At 73.0% G+C, this 19,399-nt stretch carries 18 protein-coding genes and 1 pseudogene; 8 read left to right on the forward strand and 11 right to left on the reverse strand.

The features are described from left to right. Positions 1-24 precede the first annotated feature (24 nt). The 3 genes from O7620_RS06885 to O7620_RS06895 all read left to right on the forward strand — a co-directional run bounded on the left by O7620_RS06885 (position 25) and on the right by O7620_RS06895 (position 3,309). On the forward strand, positions 25-2,127 hold the full coding sequence (locus O7620_RS06885) for a PQQ-dependent sugar dehydrogenase (RefSeq protein ID WP_278122356.1): 2,103 nt from the start codon (positions 25-27) through the stop codon (positions 2,125-2,127). A gap of 113 nt (positions 2,128-2,240) precedes the next feature. Further along, positions 2,241-2,723, forward strand: coding sequence for a molybdenum cofactor biosysynthesis protein (locus tag O7620_RS06890; RefSeq protein WP_151491958.1), 483 nt, complete (start codon positions 2,241-2,243; stop codon positions 2,721-2,723). A 40-nt stretch (positions 2,724-2,763) separates the two neighbouring features. Then, complete coding sequence (locus tag O7620_RS06895) at positions 2,764-3,309, forward strand: SUKH-4 family immunity protein (protein WP_278122357.1); 546 nt, start codon at positions 2,764-2,766, stop codon at positions 3,307-3,309. Positions 3,310-3,324: 15 nt separating this feature from the next. Here the strand turns inward: O7620_RS06895 and O7620_RS06900 are convergent, their stop codons facing one another. Beyond that, positions 3,325-3,702, reverse strand: a complete 378-nt coding sequence (locus O7620_RS06900; RefSeq protein WP_278122358.1) for a nuclear transport factor 2 family protein — start codon at positions 3,700-3,702, stop codon at positions 3,325-3,327. 162 nt (positions 3,703-3,864) lie between these two features. Here O7620_RS06900 and O7620_RS06905 point away from each other — a divergent pair, with 162 nt between their 5' ends. Then, positions 3,865-5,397, forward strand: coding sequence for a PP2C family protein-serine/threonine phosphatase (locus O7620_RS06905; RefSeq protein WP_278122359.1), 1,533 nt, complete (start codon positions 3,865-3,867; stop codon positions 5,395-5,397). A 16-nt stretch (positions 5,398-5,413) separates the two neighbouring features. On the opposite strand, the gene O7620_RS06910 is transcribed toward O7620_RS06905, so the two are convergent. From O7620_RS06910 to O7620_RS06925, 4 genes are all read right to left on the reverse strand, one after another. After that, complete coding sequence (locus tag O7620_RS06910) at positions 5,414-5,833, reverse strand: ATP-binding protein (RefSeq protein ID WP_151491954.1); 420 nt, start codon at positions 5,831-5,833, stop codon at positions 5,414-5,416. Beyond that, entirely contained in the window at positions 5,833-6,165 is a 333-nt protein-coding gene (locus O7620_RS06915; RefSeq protein ID WP_151491953.1) for an STAS domain-containing protein, read from the reverse strand. The genes O7620_RS06910 and O7620_RS06915 overlap by 1 nt, the downstream gene beginning before the upstream one ends. A gap of 131 nt (positions 6,166-6,296) precedes the next feature. Next, positions 6,297-7,133: an oxidoreductase gene (locus O7620_RS06920; RefSeq protein WP_151491952.1), complete on the reverse strand. Its 837-nt coding sequence runs from the start codon at positions 7,131-7,133 to the stop codon at positions 6,297-6,299. 34 nt (positions 7,134-7,167) lie between these two features. After that, positions 7,168-7,500 (reverse strand): nuclear transport factor 2 family protein, encoded by a 333-nt coding sequence (locus tag O7620_RS06925; protein ID WP_278122360.1) that lies wholly within the window; start codon positions 7,498-7,500, stop codon positions 7,168-7,170. Between the two features lie 165 nt (positions 7,501-7,665). Here O7620_RS06925 and O7620_RS06930 point away from each other — a divergent pair, with 165 nt between their 5' ends. Continuing rightward, positions 7,666-8,052: a DUF2267 domain-containing protein gene (locus O7620_RS06930; RefSeq protein WP_151491950.1), complete on the forward strand. Its 387-nt coding sequence runs from the start codon at positions 7,666-7,668 to the stop codon at positions 8,050-8,052. Positions 8,053-8,102: 50 nt separating this feature from the next. Here the strand turns inward: O7620_RS06930 and O7620_RS06935 are convergent, their stop codons facing one another. Next, a complete protein-coding gene (locus O7620_RS06935; protein WP_278122361.1) occupies positions 8,103-10,934 on the reverse strand; it encodes a ricin-type beta-trefoil lectin domain protein in 2,832 nt (943 codons plus the stop codon). 262 nt (positions 10,935-11,196) lie between these two features. Then, entirely contained in the window at positions 11,197-12,021 is an 825-nt protein-coding gene (locus O7620_RS06940; protein ID WP_278122362.1) for a copper resistance protein CopC, read from the reverse strand. Between the two features lie 103 nt (positions 12,022-12,124). On the opposite strand from O7620_RS06940, the gene O7620_RS06945 reads away from it, so the two are divergent. Genes O7620_RS06945 through O7620_RS06955 form a run of 3 tightly spaced genes read left to right on the forward strand, consistent with a single transcriptional unit; the run spans position 12,125 to position 14,746 of the window. After that, a complete protein-coding gene (locus tag O7620_RS06945; RefSeq protein ID WP_278122363.1) occupies positions 12,125-12,592 on the forward strand; it encodes a hypothetical protein in 468 nt (155 codons plus the stop codon). 5 nt (positions 12,593-12,597) lie between these two features. Then, a complete protein-coding gene (locus O7620_RS06950) occupies positions 12,598-13,935 on the forward strand; it encodes a hypothetical protein (protein WP_278122364.1) in 1,338 nt (445 codons plus the stop codon). 43 nt (positions 13,936-13,978) lie between these two features. Next, on the forward strand, positions 13,979-14,746 hold the full coding sequence (locus O7620_RS06955; protein WP_278122365.1) for a nucleotidyltransferase domain-containing protein: 768 nt from the start codon (positions 13,979-13,981) through the stop codon (positions 14,744-14,746). A gap of 12 nt (positions 14,747-14,758) precedes the next feature. On the opposite strand, the gene O7620_RS06960 is transcribed toward O7620_RS06955, so the two are convergent. The 4 genes and pseudogenes from O7620_RS06960 to O7620_RS06975 all read right to left on the reverse strand — a co-directional run bounded on the left by O7620_RS06960 (position 14,759) and on the right by O7620_RS06975 (position 19,365). Then, entirely contained in the window at positions 14,759-15,232 is a 474-nt protein-coding gene (locus O7620_RS06960) for a hypothetical protein (protein ID WP_347403788.1), read from the reverse strand. Positions 15,233-15,240: 8 nt separating this feature from the next. Next, positions 15,241-15,498 (reverse strand): annotated as a pseudogene (locus tag O7620_RS06965) (FAD-dependent oxidoreductase); the annotation flags it as partial. Positions 15,499-15,757: 259 nt separating this feature from the next. Next, positions 15,758-17,581, reverse strand: a complete 1,824-nt coding sequence (locus O7620_RS06970; RefSeq protein ID WP_278122366.1) for a hypothetical protein — start codon at positions 17,579-17,581, stop codon at positions 15,758-15,760. A gap of 209 nt (positions 17,582-17,790) precedes the next feature. Continuing rightward, a complete protein-coding gene (locus O7620_RS06975; RefSeq protein ID WP_278122367.1) occupies positions 17,791-19,365 on the reverse strand; it encodes a bifunctional NAD(P)/FAD-dependent oxidoreductase/class I SAM-dependent methyltransferase in 1,575 nt (524 codons plus the stop codon). Between the last annotated feature and the right edge of the window lie 34 nt (positions 19,366-19,399).

A 19,399-nucleotide genomic window follows, 5' to 3' on the forward strand; every position in this document is an offset into this window, starting at 1 on the left:
CGTCCCACCGAGAAGGAGACACGCGTGCGCACCCTGCACCGCCGCGCCGGCAGAATCCGCCGGCCCGCCCTGAGGGCCGGCCTCACCGCCCTCGTGCTGGTCCTGTCCACCCTGGTCGCCACACCCGCCCGGGCCGCCGACGCGGTCTACGACCCGATCCCCGAGATGCCGGTCCAGTCCCGCCTCGGGCTGGTCCTCAGTGAGTACGCCAGCTTCCCGCAGTCGTACCCCACTCCGGCGCCGACCGATCAGCGGCTCATGCGTACCGCCCGGATCAACACGGTCATGGAGCTGCCCGACGGCTCCGGCCGGCGGGCGGTGCCCGACCTGAACGGCAACCTGTACCTGGTCGAGAACGGCGTGCCGCACGTCTACCTGGACGTGGCGGCGACGTTCGCGCCGCGGTTCTTCTCCGGCCGTGGTCTCGGCCAGGGCTTCGGGTACGTCGCGTTCCATCCGGAGTTCGGCGTCAACGGCCGGTTCTACACCATCCACACCGAGTTGGCGTCGGCGACGACCACCGTGCCGGACTACGCCCAGCCCGGCACCGTCTACCACGGCGTCATCACCGAGTGGACGGCCACCGACCCGGGCGCCGCCACCTTCGCCGGCACCCGCCGGGAGGTGCTGCGCATCGGCTTCGGCGGCCAGGTGCACGGCATCCAGGAGATCAACTTCAACCCGACGGCGAAGCGCCACGACCGCGACTACGGCCTGCTCTACCTCGCCGTCGGCGACGGTGGCCTGGGCGCGCGCAACACCGACCCGCAGAACCTCGGCCTGCCGCACGGCAAGCTGCTGCGGATCGACCCCCGGGGCAGCAACTCCACCAACGGCCGGTACGGCATCCCGGCCACCAACCCGTTCGTCGGCCGGACCGGGGCACTCGGCGAGATCTACGCCGTGGGCTTCCGCGACCCGCACCGGTTCAGCTGGGACCGGACGACCGGCCGGATGTACCTCGGGCACATCGGTGAACACGCCGTCGAGGCGATCTACGATGTCCGTGCCGGCGACAACTTCGGCTGGAGCGAGCGCGAGGGGTCCTTCGTGTTCGACAGGACGGCCACCAACCCGTGCGACCGGCTGTTCCCGCTGCCCGCCGACGACGAGCGGTACGGCTACACGTACCCCGTCGCCGCGTACGACCACGACCCCGCCGCGGACTGGAACTGCACCGCGGACGTCGGCGTCGCGGTGGCCGGCGGGTTCGTCTACCGGGGACGCGCGCTGCCCGCGCTGCGCGGCAAGTACGTCTTCGGTGACCTGGTCGACGGCCGGGTGCTCTACACCGAGGCGAACGAGATGCGCCGCGGCCGGGGTCTGGCCCCGATCCACCAGCTCGCGCTGTTCGGCGCGGCGGGTGGCCCGGTGCGGATGCGCGACCTCTCCGGCCCTGGCGCTCCGGGCGATCCCAACCGGGTCGACCTGCGCTTCGGCACCGACGCCGCCGGCGAGCTGTACCTCGTCGCCAAGGCCAACGGGAAGATCTGGAAGGTCACCGGCACGCGGGTCGTCGCCGACGGCGACGTCGGGAACACCACTCTGCGCCGTACCGCCGGGGCCTCGAACTGGGCGCCGGTCACGCCGGCCAAGTGGCAGTTCACCCGCGACGAGGTCATCCTCGCCGAGGCCGGGGAGAGCCGGCCGGGTCCGCGCCGGCCATTCGAGTACGCGGTGCTGACCGCCGGCCCGGCCTGGTCGTCGGTGCAGGTCGACGCCCGGGTACGCCTCGACACTCCGGTGGAGGTGACCAACCGGGACGTGATCATCGTCTTCGGGTGGCGCTCGGACACCGAGTTCTACTACGCCCACCTCTCCACCGACAACACGATCTACCCGCACAACGGCATCTTCAAGGTCAACAACGCCGACCGGGAACGCATCGACCACCAGTGGAACGGCCGGTCCCGTGGCGCCAACCCGGCGATCACCGATGCCGACTGGCACCGAGTCCGGGTGGTGCACCTGCCGGCCACCGGGGAGATCGCGGTCTACGTCGACGGGCACCGCGACCCGCTGATGACGGCGAAGGACACCACCTTCGGCTCCGGGCGGGTGGGCTTCGGCTCGTTCGACAACGTGGGTCGACTGCGGCACCTGACCGTCACCGGCACCCCGGCCTGAGCGCCGTGACGGTGCGACGGCGGCCCCCTTGTCGCCGTCGCACCGTCGTGCGCCCTCAGCGCGCCGCGCCGACTCGGCCCGCGCGGGGCCGTCCGGTTCGTAGAATCCCTGCCATGCCGGAGATCGTCGAGTTGCTGGCCTCGCCCGTGCACCGCTTCCTGGGCCGGCCCGCGGACGGTCCGGCCCAGGCCCCGCCCGGTGAGCTGGTCGACAGGGTCCAGATCCGGGCCGGCCTCGGCGTCGTCGGCGACCGGTACTTCGGCCAGCAGGCGCACCGCGACGCCAGCGTGACGGTCATCGCCCAGGAGTCCCTGCCGCCCGGCATCGGGCTGGCGGAGGTCCGCCGCAACATCCTCACCAACGGGATCGCGGTGGACGAGCTGATCGGCAGGGTGCTCGTCCTCGATTCCGGAGACGGTCCGGTCAGCCTGCGGGTCAACCGCGCGGCGCGACCGTGCGCCTGGATGGACGTCACGGTCGGGCCGGGGGCATGGAAGGCTCTGCGCACCACGGGTGGCATCCGCTGCACACCCCTCAACGACGGCACGCTGCGCGTCGGCCCGGTCGACATCACCGTCGAGCGGGTGCCCGCGTGAGGCCCGCACCGGGCGGGCCAGGACCATCCGGAGGTGGTGGATGACTCCCGATCTGCGTCAGCTCATCGGCGAGCTGCGGGCCGACCTGGTCGCGGACGAGCCGGCGAGCCTGGAGTACGCCGACATCGGCGAGGGCGCCGGCATCGACGTCGTGCCGGCGGGCCTCCCCGCCGACCTGCGAGATCTGCTGCTGGTGGCCGACGGGCTGCGCGCCGGCCGGGTCGAGCTGGCGTCCACGTCGACCCTCGCCGGTCTCCAGCATCACCTCGACCACGCGCCGGACTTCTCGTCCATCCCCGAGGACCGGGCGGGCTGGCTCGTGATCGGCACCCACAGCGACGAGCCGATCTTCATGGACCGCGGCACCGGCGCGGTCTGGTTCTTCCCGCCGACCGGCACCGAGTGGTTCATGTCCGACGCGTTCGAGGAACTGGCCCCCGACCTGGGCTCCTTCGTCGACTACTACGTCCTCGGCCCGGGCTACGTCGAGCTGACCCCGGCCGACGACCGGTGGTTCGCCTTCCTCGACGAGCAGGGCCTGCTCGACGAGGACGAGGACGAGGACGAGGACGACGGCGGGCCGTGACCGGAGTCGGGCCGGTCAGACCGGGCTGATGTGCGCGGCGAGGACCCGCCAGCCGTGCGGGTCGTCGTGGACCCAGGTCCGGGTGTAGCGCAGGCGCGCCGCGAACGCTGCCCCCTCGAACACACCGGCCACCCGGCCCAGGAAGAACGTCACCCCGGTCGAGCCGACGACGAGCAGGTCCAGCTCCTCCTCGACCAGCTCCTCGATCACCGAGATGCGGTCCCGGTATGCGGCGAGGTCGTCCTCCTTGCGGTACGCGCGACCGTCCGGGCCGATGGCGCGCAACTGGTCGACAAGCAACTGGTCGAGGGCGTCGACGTCGCCGGCCCGCTGGGCGGCCTGCAGGGTCCGCTCGGCATCGAGCAGTTCGGCCTCGCGTGCGCTGTCCGGCATGGTGCCGTCCTCCCGGTCGGGTCCAGCCGGCGCCACCATCCGACCGGCTGTCCGCATTGTGGCAGCCGGCGTGGCCCGGACGGGGGCGGATCGGCCTCCGGGCGGCTCGGGTCGACGCGTCGGGGCGTGGGCGGGCGCCCGGCCGGTGACTAGGCTGCTGTCGTGACAGACCGACTCGCGCGGGACGCCGACGCGGCCCGCCCCGTCGAGGCCGTCGTCCGGGAGATCCTCGCGGTCGTACCGGCCGGCTGCACCTGGCTGCTCCCGGTGCACCACGACGGGGTGGTCGCCGACTTCCGGGTCGCGGCCACCAGCGGACAGGGCAACGACATCTACGGCCGCGGAGTCGACCGGGTAGGCGGGTTGCTCAGCGACCTGTACCCGAGCATGGTCGACGGCCCCCTCTGGCAGCTGTACCACGAGGTGCTCGCCACCGGGTCGCCCGGCCGGCTGGCCGACTTCCGGTACGCGGAGAAGCGCGCGGGAGTCGTGGCCGACTCGCAGTTCGACGTGTACGTCGACCGGGTGCTCGATGGCCTGCTCGTCTCCTGGCGACGGCTCGACGAGGACCGGCGTCGGTTGGAGCGCACCGAGCTGCTGGGCAGCCTGGGCTGGGCCGAGTACGACCTGGCCAGCGGGGTCAGCGAGTGGTCGCCCGGGATGTACCGGATCTTCGAACGGGATCCGGCGCTCGGTCCGCTGTCCCGGGCCGAGCAGTCGGCCGCCATGCTCCCCGACGACCAGATGCTGGGCGAGGCGGCCTGGCAGACGATGGACAGCGGGGGGTCCTCGGACGTCACGGTCCGGTTCCAGGCGGCGGGATCGGTGAAGTATCTGCGGATCCTCTCCGGTGCCTCCCGGGACGCGGCCGGCGCACCCCTGAAGATCCACGCCGTGGTGCAGGACGTGACGGCCCGGGTAGATTCGCGGACCGCCATCGAACAACTCAGCGACCAGCTCCGGACGCGGGAGATCACGGCGCTGGCCGAGCATCGGCTGGCCGGGCAGCTGCAGAACCTGATCCAGCCGGTGCCCCGCGACCCGTTGCGCCTGGCCGGCCTGGAGGCGATGGTCACCTACCTGCCGGCGGAGAGCGCCGCCCAGGTGGGCGGGGACTGGTACCACGCCCAGACCCTGCCGGACGGCAAGGTCGTGCTCGCCGTCGGCGACGTCGCCGGTCACGGGCTGGACGCCGCCAGCGGGATGGCGCACCTGCGGTTCGCGCTGGTGGCCTGGCTGGCGATCGACATCCGGGACCCGTCGGTGCTGCTCGGCCACCTCAACCGACTCTGCGTCCAGCTCGCGATCACCGCGACCGCCGTGGTCGCCGTCTACGATCCGACGACCCGGGTGCTCTGCTGGGCGCGCGCCGGGCACCTGGCGCCGCTGCTGTCGCGGGCCGGCGAGACCGGCTCGCTCGACCTTCCGCCTGGTCTGCTGCTGGGTGCCGGCACCGACTCGGCGTACCCGGTGCGTACGCCACGCCTGCGCCCCGACGACCTGGTGCTGTTCTACACCGACGGGCTGGTGGAACGCCGGGTGCCCACCGAGGCGCTGCTGGACCGGGTGGCCGCGACGTTGTCCGCGTTCACCGCCGCGCCGGGGGAGCAGACCCTCGATCGGCTGCGTGAGCTGCTGCACCACCCCAACCCGGACGACGACACCTGCACCCTGGCCGTGCGTGTGCTGCCCTGAGCCGCCCCCGGGCGGGTCACAGACCCAGCCGGATCCGCACGACGGTCCCCTCCGGCGTGCCGAACACCGCGACCTCGTCGCAGACCTGCTCGACGATGGCGAGCCCCCGACCCCGTACCGCCTCGGCGGCCGGCATGGCCCGACCGAACGACCGCGTCGGCCCCTGGTCGACGATGTCGCAGAACAGGTGACCCGCCTCGGCCCACAGCCGGACCTGGCCGCCGCCGGTGGTGTGCTGCAACGTGTTCGTGGCCAGCTCACTCACGGCAAGCGCCAGCAGGTCGACTCGCTCGGGCGGCAGACCCCGGGCCAGGGCACCGGCGCAGACGAACGCGCGCAACGCACGCAGGTCGGTCGCCACCCGGTACGCCATGGTGTCCGTCACCGGGGTGGACGTGGGCTGCTCGGTCACGGTCTCCCGTCGGTCGGCCGCCATCAGCCCGCCAGCCGCGAATCGTCGGCGGGTGGGCTCAGCAGGTCGCCCACGCCGGTGATGTCCAGCAGGGTGGCGACCGCCCCGGCGGCGTTGACCGCGTAGAGCCGCCGGCCGTCCGCGCGCGCCGCCCGATGGGCCGTCACCAGGGTGTGCAGGCCGGTGGAGTCGAGGAACCGCAACCCGCCCACGTCGACCACCACGACCGGTGCGCCGCGTACCGCCGAGGCCAGTACCGTGGTCAGCTCGTCCCGGGCGGCCAGGTCACACTCGCCGATCAGGGTGACCACGATCCGCCCGGGCGCCGTGGACGTCCGGGCCTCGAAGTGGGGCATCGGGCAGCAGCACCCTTCCTCGTCGAGTCGGCTGTTGTCGGCACATCATGTCACCCGCCGCCGGGTGGACCGTGTCGTCCGTTCGGCGGTGATCAACAGCGACCCGTCCGATCCGCTCGGCGCGCTCCCGGTCAGGACCTGGCGTCGAAGACGATGGACTCGCTCAGCTCGCGCCACCGCGCGTCGGAGGCGGCGAGGGCGTCGGCCGCCGCGGTCGCGCCCGCCACGGCGTCGGCGCCGAGCAGCAGCCGCGCCGGCGGGTCGTCGACCCGGGTGATCTGGATGATCGCCTGAGCGGCGCGGGCGGGATCGCCCGGCTGGGTGCCGTTGGCCTGACGCAGGCGCTCGACGGCCGGCTCGATGACCGGCCGGTACGGCTCGCTGATCGGCAACGCGCTCATCGACGATCCGGCCCACTCGGTCCGCAGGGCACCCGGCTCGACCGCGGTGACCCGGATCCCGAACGACCCGACCTCCCTGGCGAGCACGCCGGAGAAGCCGCTCACCGCCCACTTGGCGGCCTGGTACGCGCCCAACCCGATGCTCGCCACCCGGCTGCCGACACTGGAGACCTGGACGATGTGCCCACGCCGCTGCTCGCGCATCGGCGGCAGGGCGGCCCGGGACAGGTTGACCACCCCGAAGAAGTTGGCCTCGATCTGCGCCCGGAACGCGTCCTCCGAGATGTCCTCGATCGCGGCGACGTCGGCGTACCCGGCGTTGTTCACCAGGATGTCCAGTCTGCCGAAGGCGTCCACCGCGTCGCTGACCACGGTCCGGGCCGCGGCGGGGTCGGTGACGTCGAGAGACACCGTCCGGACCTGGTCGCCGTACCGGTCGGCGAGGTCGGCGAGCTGCGTCGGGTTGCGGGCGGTGGCGACGAGCCGGTCGCCGTCGGCCAGCACGGCCTCGGCGAGCGCCCGACCGAGGCCGGTGGAACAACCGGTGATGAGCCAGACTCGCGACACGCCGTCTCCTCCTGTCGGGCGGACCCGCCGCGTGCTACGGGCGGATGTCCAGGGCGCCGATCAGGCCGTCGCGCACAGTGAACCGGTACTGCAGCTCGACCGGACTGCCGGGAAAAGTGCCGCTCACCCGGGCGAGCACCTGATACGAGTCGCCCGCCTGCGGCGTGACCCGCAGCGGTTCGGCCGTGTACGAGTAGCTGTCCATCGTCTTCTGCCGCCAGGCACGGATCGACGCCCGCCCGTCGTAGAGCCGGTCCTCGTCGGCCACACTCGCCGTGTCGGCGAAGCAGGCGACGAAGGCGTCCAGGTCGCCGTCGTCGATGGCCCGGAAGTACCGGTCGATCACGTCGGGCAGGTCGACCGCCATCTGCTCCTCCTGCGCCGCGGGCCGCCCTCGGGCAGCCGCCGTTTCCCGGTCCACCCCACCGTACGAGACGGGGTCGGGGTGGCGCGGAGCAACGAACAGAATGTGCCGGGTTTGTCGCCGCCGGGCTCGGGTAGCCACGCGCCTTACGGACCGAGAGGCGGGGGTATGGCCGAGCTGACGTTCGTCGACAAGGTTGCCGCACGGGCGAATGTGTCGCCGGAGCAGGCGCGTCCGCTGACCGAGGCGGTCCTGCGTACCCTCACCGAGCGACTGAGCGGCGGGGAGGCCGCGGCGCTCGCACCCCACCTGGCCAACGAGCTGAGCCCGCTGCTGGTCAAGGCCGCCGAGCCGCCGGAGGCGTTCGGCTTCGACGAGTTCCTGCGCAGGGTGGCCGACCGCGCCGGCGTCGACCGGCCCGCCGCCGAGCGGGGCACCCGGGCCGTCCTCCAGACGATGCACCGGGTGGTCGGGCACCGGGAGTTCGAGGACGCGCTGTCCCAACTCCCGGCGGACCTGCGGGCGTTGGCGCAGCCGCTGCCGCACGGTCCCTGACCGTCCGGGGCGGGGCCTGACCGTCTGCCGGTCAGACCCCGCCATCGGTGCTAGCTGGCGTTCACCACCCACTTCTGGTGCGCGCCGCCGGAACTGGTGCCGATCTGGATCTGGGTGCCGTCGGTCGTGCCGCCGCCGGCCGCCTCCAGGACCTTGCCCGACTGCGGGTTACGGATCGACCCGTCGGACTGCGGCTGCCACACCTGCGCGCCGGTGCCGTTGCACGTCCACAACTGCACCTTCGTGCCGTCGGCGGTTCCCGCGTTGTCGACGTCCAGGCACTTGCCGAGGACCCGGTAGGTGTCGCCGACCCGGCTCCACGACTGCGCGGCGGTGCCGTTGCAGGTCCAGAGCTGGATCTTCGTGCCGTCGGCGGTTCCCGCGTTGTCGACGTCCAGGCACTTGCCGCCGACGCCGGTGATGCTGCCCGGCACGCCGCTGGCACCGGCGTACACCTCCAGTTCGTAGATGCGGGCGGCCGGATCGGTGGTGCTGGTCGGCGCGGTGATGGTCAGACGGACGTAGCGGGTGCCCGGTGCGACCACGTCGTGTGTGGTGGTGCTCGCCGTGTTGCCGGCCACCGTGGCCCGGGTGGTCCAAGTCGTGCCGTCGGGGCTGGACGCGACCGTGAAGTCCCGGGTGTTCCAGGCGGTGTTCTCACCGCCCGCCCCGGCGTGCTTGACCACGACCCGGTTCACCGCGTGGGTGGTGCCCAGATCGACCTGGAGGTACTTCGCGGTGCCCTTCGAGCACCACTTGTCGCCGTTCCCGCCGGACACGCTGCCGTTGACGGCCTTGGCCGGGCCCTCGGTCGCCGAGCAGGAGCTGTCCGCGGTGGCCGTCTTGTTGAGCGCCAGGTTGGTGCCGGTCGGCGGCGGGGTGACACCCGGGATGGCGTTCAGCGTGTACCACGCCTCGGTGCTCCACAGAGACTGGCCGCTGGTGGAGGTGAACGGGCGCGGCGAGCGCAGATAGACGACCCGCCCGGCCTTGCGGCCGTCCACGGCGAGGGTCACCTTCCGGCCGTCCGCCGAGAGGGTGGCCGAGCTGACCGTCAGCGTCTCCTCGTCGATCTTCGGGCCGCCGTAGCTGGCGGTCGGCTGGTACCGCCACTGCTTGACCTTGTAGTGCGCGGCCAGGTCGGCGGCGGTCTCCGCCGACACGGGCTGGGTGTACTCCACCTCGAAACCGGCGGTGGTGGCCCGCATCGCCAGCATCTCGAACGCGGTGGTGCTGTTCGGGGTGAGCTTCTGCAGGCCGTACGACAGTTTGCCGGTCTGGCCCCAGTTGCCGCCCGCGCCGAGCCCACCGACGTAGATCGCGCCGTCCGGGCCGACGTTGACCTCGGAGACGCCCGCCTCCAGGCCCTGGGTGAGCCGGAACAGGGCACCCTGGTACTCGCCGTTGACCTTCTCCACATTGGCCCGCTGGAGACCGCCGTAGGTGACGTCGCCGATGACGAACTGGCCGGCGTAGCGGCCGCTGGTCAGGTACATCGGCGTGCTCGGCGAGTTGGCGATTTCGTTCTGCGGCATCCAGAGCACCGGGGCGGTGACCGGGTTGGCGTCGAACGGGCCGGCCGGGTCGGTGAAGTGGTTGAAGAAGCGACCCTGCTTGATGTGCAGCAGCTTCGACGAGGGCAGCCAACCGCCCTGGTTGTCGGTGACGAAGATGCCGCCCTCGGGGCCCCATCCGATGCCGTGCGGGGTGCGCAGGCCGCCGGCGACGTAGCTGACCGCGCCGGTGTCCTTGTTGACCTTCAGGGTGGTGCCCCGGTTGACGGCGGGCTGCGGGTTGGTGGTCGCGCCGCCGGAATTGATCGACACCGACAGGTTCAGGTAGAAGAACCCGTCGGCGTAGAGCAGGCCGAAGGCGAACTCGTGGAAGTTGCCGCCGTACGGCCAGGTGGCGACGGTGTCCAGGCGCTCGGCCACCTCGTCACCGGTGGTGCTCACCAGCCGGGTCAGCCGCTGCTTCTCCGAGACGTAGACCACCCCGTCGACGACCTTGAGCCCCATCGGCTCCTTGAGGCCACCGGCGATCTTCTTGGTGGTCACCGCGCCCGGCGTGGTCGTACCGCCGGTGTTGCCGAGGATCCACACCTCGCCGTCCTGGGAGGTGCCGGACTGGTCGCTGCCGCCCCAGGTCGAGATGACCAGCCGGCCGTCGGGCAGCCAGTCCATCCCGGTGACCTTCGGCTGGAAGCCGCTGGGCCGCAGGTTCGTCAACGTGTAACCGGGGTGCACCCCGGTCAGTGGCAGGCCGTCGCCGGGGGAGTCGGTGACCCCCTCGCACTCCTTGCGGCCCGGCGCGGTCACCCGGACCACGCCCGCGTCGGTGCTCAGCACCGAGTTCGGTACGACCACGAACGACGACGAGCCGGGCGTCCTCCACTCCAGGGTGATCTGCTGCCCGCCGTCCCGCTCGAAGTGGTCGATACGCAGCGGGTGCAGGCCGGCCGCGAGGGTGACGGTGCCCTCCTTGGGTGGGGTGGCGCCGTGCAGACCGTCGTGGTTGATCACCACGGTGTTGTCGATCGACAGCGTGGACCCGTCGTCGCTGCTAAGCCGGAACGTGTAGCTGCCGGCCTGGGAGATGGTGATGTTGCCGAGGACCTGCGAGACGAAGTAGTTGTCGAAGCCGAAGTCGGCCGTCGACGTCCAGTTGATCGTGGACATCAGCTTGTCCACGTTCGGGGTCTGCGCGGGCTTGAGCGTGCAGATCTCGGAGAGCGGCACCTGCACGTCGAAGACGCGCAGCGTGACGCCCGGTTCCTGCTCGGGGGCGGCGCTGGCCGGGGCGGCCCAGAGGCCACCCGCGAGGACGGGTGCCAGCGCACCCAGGAGGGGACTGCGGAGTCGGCGTAGCAGCCGTGTGCCCATCGTTCCTCCAGGAGGGGATCGGAGTGTCCGACGGCCGGCGTGCAAGCAGTGGTGTGAGGCGGTGGCCGCCGGCCCGGCTCCGTAACGTCCTCGACGCCGACGAGTGACGATTCGGAAACACCGGGTTGATGGGTCGAGACATTAGGGTGTTTCGATGAGGCTGTCCATGGCTTCGCGTCGATACATCAAAAGTTCCCGATGTCCGTACGAAAGTTCGCGGCTTTGGTCCGCTCATCGCCCGGAACGTCGGTCAGCGAAAGCCCTAGCGTCGGCCACGGCGTGCCGGCTTGCGGCTCGAGCCGCCACGTTGGCGTGAGGTGCCGCCGGACTGGCGGGTGGCGCCCCGGGGTCGACGCGCGGCGCCGGTCGGCCGACCCGGGGCGGGCCTGCGCCGGGCCGCCACCACGATGATCGCGCCCACGACCACCACCAGGCCGGCGGGTAGCAGCCACGGCGGCAGCCCACCCTCGGACGGCGACGGCGCGGTCGGCTCCGCCACCGGCGCACCGGTCGTGGCCGGCGCGGCGGACGCCGAGTGCTCGCCCTCGGCCAGCGCGAGCAGCGCCGGCTCCGGGCCGTTCGTGGGTGCCGTCCAACCGGCCGGCGCCGCCGTGCCCGGGCCCTGGTAGTCGAACGTGACGGCACCCCGCACCTCCTCACCGTCGGAGGCGACGGAGAGGTAGGTCGCGGTGTACTTGCCCTTCGCCGGCCAGTGCGCCACGGTCACCACGGCCGGGAAGCCGGTGTGGTACAGCCGGGGCTCGAACACCCCGTTGACCATGAAGTACTCCGTGATGGGCTTGTCCAGGCGCTTCGGCTCACCGAACGACCAGCCATTGTCCACCCGCGACCCGTTCGGCCCGGTGATGGTGAAGTGGGCGTTGGCGGCCGGCTTCTCGGTGAAGTACAACGCGACCTGTGCCAGCGGCTCGCGCACCACGGTGCCGGTCAGCGGGGTGGAGGTCGCCAACTGGCCGTGTGCGAACGCCGGCGCCGCGGGCAGCAGCAGCGACACCACCGCCGTCGCGGCCACCGCCACCGCGGCTCGGGTCAGGACGTTACGGACAGTGACCAGCCTCGATCGCATTCGTTCATCATGGTCATTTCCCCGCCGGCGAACAAGACGTAGAGTTCTCATCCCCGACGATCTGTCCGACCCCCGTCCCCCTCGCGTCGTTCGGAGTCCGCCCGTGCTCGTCCGTACCCCCGCCGCCCGCACGTCCGTCGTCCTCACCGCTGCCCTGCTCACCGCCGTGCTCGCCACCGGGTGCGGGCAGGACGACGACCCGTCCGTGGCCACCCCCTCGGCGGCACCGACGTCCGCGGCCCCGCCGAGCGCCGCCACCACGGCGGCGGTGAGCCCGACGCCGGCCGCCACCACCAGCACCCCGGCCGTGGACCGGGAGATCACCGTGAAGATCGCGAAGCGGCGGATCGACCCGCCGACCGGGCGGGTCACCGTCGGTAAGGGCGAGCTGGTCCGGATCACGGTCACGTCGGACGTCTCCGACGAGCTGCACGTGCACGGGTACGACCTGGGCGCCCGGCTGCCGGCCGGCGCACCCGGCTCGGTGGAGTTCCGCGCCGACAAGACCGGGCTGTTCGAGGTGGAGACCCACGAGACCGAGCTGGTGCTGTTCCAGCTCGTCGTCCGCTGAGCGGAATGACCGCCACTCCCACGCTGCTGGCGCACGGCGTCGGCGGGCGGCAGGACCTGCCGATCACCCTGCCGCAGCTCGTCGTCGCCGCCGCGTTGACCCTCGTCGTCACGTTCCTCGCGCTGGGTCTGCTCTGGCGAGAGCCGCGACTCGACCGGGACGCGACCGGCGGCCGTCCGGTGCCGCGCTGGCTGGCCGGCCTCGTCGACGCGCCCGCCGTCCGGTGGGCGCTGCGCGGGCTCGGCCTGCTCGCCGCCGCCTGGTTCGGCCTGGGCCTGGCCGGCCCGGACACCGCCGACAACCCGACGGCGGGCGCTCTCTACGTGCTGCTCTGGGTCGGGCTGGCGCCCGCGTCGCTGCTGCTCGGCCCGGTCTGGCGGGCCGTCAACCCGCTGCGAACCCTGCACCTGCTGGCCGCACTCGCGGCACGGCGCGACCCGGAGCGCGGCGTCCGCGACCTGCCGGCCGGCGTCGGGATCTGGCCGGCCGCCGGCACCCTGTTCTGCTTCGTCTGGCTGGAACTGGTCGCACCCGACCGGGCCACCCTGCCGGTGATCACCGCCTGGCTCGCCGGGTACGCCGTGGTCCTGTTGGTCGGGGCCGCGCTGTTCGGTTCCGGCTGGTTCGACCGGGCCGACCCGTTCGAGGCGTACAGCACGCTGATCGGTCAGCTCGCCCCGATCGGCCGGGCCGCCGACGGTGTGCTGGTGTGGCGCAACCCCCTCGACGGCATGGCCGGCCTGCGACCGCGCCCCGGGCTGGTCGCCGTGGTGGTCGTGCTGCTGGGCTCCACCATGTACGACAGCCTTTCCAACGCGCCCGGCTGGCTGCGCTTCACCCAGGAGAACGGCCTGCCCCCGGCGGTCACCGGCAGCGCCGGGCTGACGCTGGTCATCGCCGCCGTCGCCATCGCGTACCTCGCCGCCACCGGCGCCGCGGCCCGTATCGGCGGCGCCGGACCGGTTCAGGCCCGTGACGTGCCGGGCGAGATCGCCCACTCCATCGTGCCGATCGCCGTGGGGTACGTGGTGGCGCACTACTACTCGTTGCTGATCCTGGAGGGCCAGCGCACCGTCGCGCTGCTGTCCGACCCGCTCGGCACCGGTGCCAACTGGCTCGGCACCGCCGGCTGGCAGCCGCACACCGGCCTGGTCACACCCTCCGGGGTGGCCACCCTCCAGATCACCGTCATCATCCTCGGGCACCTGATCGGCACCCTGCTCGCCCACGACCGCGCCCTGTACCTGTTCCCCCGGGCCCGGGCGGTCGCCGGCCAGCTGCCCCTGCTGGCGCTGATGGTCGCGTACACCGTCGCCGGCCTGCTGCTGCTGTACGCGGGATAGACCCGGCTGCGGGCCGGCGCCGTCCGCACGCCACGATGAGGGCGTGGACTCGGATCTTCAGCGCTACCTCGCCGACCTGGTCGCCGCTGCCCGGGACGTGCTCGGCGACGACCTGGTCGGCGCGTACGCGGCCGGCTCGGTGGGGCTCGGCGCGTACCAGCCCGGCCGCAGCGACGTGGACGTGGCGTTGGTCTGCGCCGGGCCGTTGACCGGGGTGGCCAGGCGGGAGCTGGTGGCGCGGCTTCGGCACGAGGCGTTGCCCTGCCCGGCGCGTGGGCTGGAGCTGGTCGCCTACCGACGCGCGGTGGCCGCCTCCGGCACCCCGGAGCCAGGCTTCGAGGTCGAGCTGAACACGGGTGCCACGATGCCGTTCCGGTGCACCCTCGACCCGGCCGAGCGGCCGGCCGCCGACGGCCGATTCTGGTACGGGCTGGACCGCAGCATCCTGCACCAGAGCGGTCTGCCGCTGCTCGGGCCACCGGCGGGGGAGGTCTTCGCCGACCTGGCCCCGGCCGACCTGCGTCGCCTGCTGATCGAGGCGCTGTCCTGGTGGCTGGCGCTACCGACCCCGCCCGACGACCGGCCCGCTCCGGGTGCGGAGGACGCCGTCCTCGGCGCCTGCCGCTCGCTGGTGCGCCACCGCGACGGCGTCTGGTTGGCGAAGGTGGCGGCCGGGCAGCGGTTGCTCGACGCAGGCGTCGCGCCCGGGGTGATCCGCCGGGCGCTCGCCGCGCGGCACGGCGGTCCGCCGCCGACCGGCGGCCAGGCCCGCGCCTTCCAGCAGCGGGTACGCGACGAGATCGCCGGTTGAGGCCGGCCGGCGTCAGCGCACCGGGCGGGCCTGGAGCGAGGCAAAGAGCAGATTGAGGCCCTCGGCCATGGTCGGATGGGTGATGACGGCGTCCCGCAGGGCGGTCCACGGCATCCCGGCGAGCATGGCCACCTGCACCGAGGTGACCACCTCCCCGGCCTCGGCGCCGAGCAGCGCCACGCCGAGGATCCGGTCGGTGCCGGCGTCGATCACCGCCTTCCACATGCCCTCGGTCTGGCGCAGGGTGCGCGCCCGCGGGATCGCGGCGACGGGCAGACGCGCCACCTGGACGTCATACCCGGCGCGGCGCGCCTCGGTCTCGCTGAGCCCGACCCGCGCCAGCTCCGGGTGGTGAAGACGGTGTACGAAATCAGCCGGCCGGCGGTGCTGCGACGCTCGCCCGCGAGGTTCGCCCGGATGATCCGGTAGTCGTCCAGCGAGGCGTGCGTGAACTGCGGGCTGCCCGCGACGTCCCCGGCCGCCCAGGTCCGCTCGGCGGTGGTCCGCAGGTGCTCGTCGACCACCACGAAGCCCCGCTCGCTGAGCTGGACGCCAGCGGTCTCCAGGCCGAGCCCGTCGGTGACCGGTGCCCGACCGGCCGCCACCAGCACGTCGTCCCCGGTCACCACGCTGCCGTCGTCCAGGGTCACCCGGGCGGTGCCGTCGGCGTCACGATCCACCCGGGCGACCGTCATGGCGACCCGTACGTCGATGCCGTCGTCGAGGAAGACCCGCAGCACGGCGTCGCTCACGTCGGGGTCCTCGCGGGAGAGCAGCTGAGGGGCATCAGGCCGGCGGGTCGCCGCCGGTGCGCGACGACCCGCCCAGCCTGTCAGCTCCGAGGAGACCGTCGCCCCGGTTCCGGGCAGAATCCGCCCGCGTTCCCGCTGCGGCTCCTGAGCGTGATCAGGTGCGGAGAAGGAGGTCCCAGGCCCGTTCCTGACCTCCTTTTCCGCACCAGATCACCGAGCATGGCTGCGGGCCCTGCCCGCCGGCGTTCGCCGGCCGAGGTCAGTGTCGGGCCGTGCCGTTCTCGCTCACCGGCTGCCCGAAGGCCAGGAACGGCACCGGCGTGGGCGTGTCGGTGCCGATGCGCCGTGGGTAGGTCGGCCGGACGTCGTCGGCCGCCGGCCCGCCCGACCCGCCGGGCCGCTCGGTGTCGGCCCGGTCATCGACCGGCTGCTCGACGGGTACGGGCTCGACGTGTACGGGCTCGCCGGGTGCGTGCTCGACGGGTGCGTCGTCGACCTGTGCGCGGTCGACGTGTGCGTCGTCCGCGTGTGCGTGGTCGACCACCGGCCGGTCGGCGCGAGCGTGGTCGTCGGCCGGCTGTTCGGCATGCGGGTGGTCGTCGGCCGGCTGGTCGACACGAGCCTGGTCCTGCGCGGGCTGGTCAACGGCGGGGCGGTCGATGGCGATCCGGTCGAGGGCGGGCCGGTCCAGAGTGGGCCGGTCGAGAGTGGGCCGGTCCAGGGTGGGCCGGTCCAGGGTGGGGCGGTCCAGGGTGGGGCGGTCCAGGGTGGGCCGGTCCAGGCGGTCCAGTGTGGGTCGGTCGGAGCGGGTACCCACCATCGGATACTCCGCGGTCTCCGTACCGCCGGCTGCCGCGGCCATGACCGCGGCGGCGGCGAGGTCGGCGACCCGCTTGGCCTCCCGCTGCACCCGGGCACGTACCTCCTTGGCGTGCCGCTCGGCGGAGTCCCCGGCGCGCCGGGCCTCGTCCAGCCGGGCGCTCTCGGCGGTGAGGTCCCGGCGGACCTCGCTGAGCCGCTGCTGCATCCGGGACAGCTCGTTCTCCAGCGCCTCGCCCTCCGCACGGATCTCGGCGAGCTGCTGGCCGGCGGTGTCCACCTCGGCGTTGAGCTGCGCGGCCTCCTGCCGGCGCTCCGCGATCTCCTGCTGCAACGCGGTGAGCTGCTCCTGGTGGCTGGCGGCCTGCTCGTCGGCCCGGTTGCGCAGCTCGGTGACGTGCTGCTGCGCCTCCGCCAGCAGCGCGGCGATCTGCTGCTCGGTGCCGCTGCGCTGCTCGGCCAACTCCTGCTCGGCGGCGGCCTGCTGCTCGGCGATCTCCTGCTCGACGGCGGCCCGCCGTTCGTTGACCTCCCGCTCCACGCCGGCCTGCCACTGCGCCATCTCCTGCTGGTTCTTGGCGCGGGCCGCCTGCAACTCCTGTTGGATCTGGGTACGGGCCGACTTCATCAATGCGTCGGCGGCCACCCTGGTCTGGTTGAGCTGCTGCGCGCTCTGCTCGGTGATCCGCTTCGCCTCGTGCTGGGCGCGCTCGTGTGCCGCCTCACCGTCGGCGCGCAGCTGCTCCGCGTGTTCGCGGATCGCGGTCAGTTCGGCCTCGGCCAGGTTGCGCCGCTCCTCGTGGGCCTGCTCCTGCTCGGTGCGCCGGGTCGCCAGCTCCTCGGCGAGGTCCTGGCGTGCCTGGGCGGCCCGTTCACGGGTGTCGTGGAGGATGCGCTCCGCCTCGGTACGCAGCTCGTTGGCCCGGTCGGTGGCCGACTCGGTGATCATCGCGGCCTGCTTCTCGGCGAGAGCCATGATCTCGCCGACCATGGGTCCCAGATCCTGGAACGAGGCCCGGTCCACCTGCACCGGTTGTTCCTGCAGACCGGCCAGCTCGGCCCGAAGGCGCTGCACCTCGGCGGTCAGTTCACGGACCCGGACGGCCGATTGACCGTGCTCCTTGCTGAGCATGGTGAGCTGACCGTCGAGCTGCTCCAGGTGCCGGTCGACCTGGCGTTTGTCGTAGCCGCGCAGGGCGAGCTCGAAGCTCGGCCGCGAGGCCGCGTCGTCGCGTACCGCGAGCGGCTCAGCGCCGATGGACATGCACCATCCTCCGTACGATCGGGCGCCAGGGCCGGCGGTCCGTGAGTGTGGCGCAACGCTACCGCCGAGCCCACCCTCGTGCGAAGCCCCCGCCCCCGCCAACCCCCGCCTGCGTCGATCGTGGACTTGTGGTGCCCGGAAGATCGTCATCCGCCGGCTTTGTCACCCAGCACAACTCCATGATCGACGCAGGCGGGGGTGGGGTGGGGCTAGCGGCGGCGGGCCAGCAGAACGGCGTCGTGGTGGGTTGTGGTGGTGCCTTCGGGGTTGGTGATCTCGCGGGGGCGGGCCTCGGTGTCCAGGATCTCCCAGCGGGACGGGTCCAGGTCGGCGGCCACGTCCTCGGCCGTGTACATCATGTCCGGCATGTGCAGTCGGTGCGCCGACGCCCACAGGTCCGACGGATGGTGCCCGACGATCAGCAGGACCCCGCCCGGAGCGACCGCGGCGGCCAGCCGGGCGAACAGCTCCCGGCGCTGCACCGGGGGCAGGTGCATGAATTGTGCGGACACCAGGTCGTACGCCGCCTCGGCCGGCGGCTTCTCGCGCAGGTCGGCGTGCGTGAACTCGATGCGGTCGCCGACGCCGGCGGTGTCGGCGTACTCGGCGGCGCGCGCCAGCGCTGTGGTCGAGATGTCCACCGCGGTCACCCGCCAGCCCCGCTCGGCCAGCCACACCGCGTCGGCGCCCTCGCCGCTGCCCACGTCCATCGCCCGTCCCGGGGGCAGGTCGGCGACCTCGGCGACCAGCTGCGGGTTCGGCCGACCGCTCCACACCGCCGGCTTGGACCGGTACCGCTCCTCCCACGCCGGTTGCTCGAACGTCGTGGCCACCATCTGCCGGTAGGCGGCCACCGCCGCGCGGGTGTCCTCGGCGATCAGGTCGGCGTTGATCGCCGCTCCGGCGGTGAGCCCGGCCGCGGCGGACGTGATGACCTGTCCCCGGATGTCGGCGACGTTGCCCGCCACCCAGACGCCCGCGACGGTCGTCGCGCCGGTGGGATCGGCCGGGATCTGGGCGCCGATGACGTGCTCGCCCATCGTCACCTCCTCCGGGGCGAGGCCCAGCCCGACCAGCAGGTCGGCGCGCGGGGTCGTCCGGGTCCCGACGACGACCGCGTCCAGTGCCACGACCCGACCGTCGGCGAGGCGTACGCCGGTGAGCGCGTCCCCGGTCACCTCCAGCGCGGCGACCGGTCCGGGCACCACCGCGACGCCCCGCGCGGCCAGGCGTTCGGCCGTCTCCTCGTCCGGTGCGGGGGCGTCGTGCAGCAGGAGCAGCACGTCGGAACTCCACTGTCGCCACATCTCGGCCTGGTGCGCGGCCATCGGGCCGGTCGCCAGCACGCCGACGCGCCGGTCCCGGACCTCCCAGCCGTGACAGTACGGGCAGTGCAGCACGTCGCGGCCCCACCGCTGCGCCAGCCCGGGGACGTCGGGCAGCTCGTCGGTCAGCCCGGTGGCCACCAGCAGCCGGCGGGCCCGCACCGCGCTCCCGTCGTCGAGCGTGAGCCGGAAGCCGTCGTCGTCGCGGCTCGTGGCCTCCACCCGTCCGGTGCGGAACTGTCCGCCGTACCCGGTCACCTCGGCCCGCCCGATCGCGAGCAGCTCGCCCGGCGGCGTGCCCTCCCGTCCCAGGTAGTTGTGCACGTGGCCGGCCGGCGCGTTGCGCGGCTCACCCGAGTCGATGACCAGCACCGACCGCCGGGCCCGGCTGAGCGCCAGGGCTGCACTGAGCCCCGCGGCGCCGCCGCCCACCACCACCACGTCGTATGTCTCGTCCACCGGTCGCTCCCTTGGTCTGTTGGCTCAACCCACC

Source organism: Micromonospora sp. WMMD710, from assembly GCF_029626045.1.
Lineage (GTDB): Bacteria > Actinomycetota > Actinomycetes > Mycobacteriales > Micromonosporaceae > Micromonospora.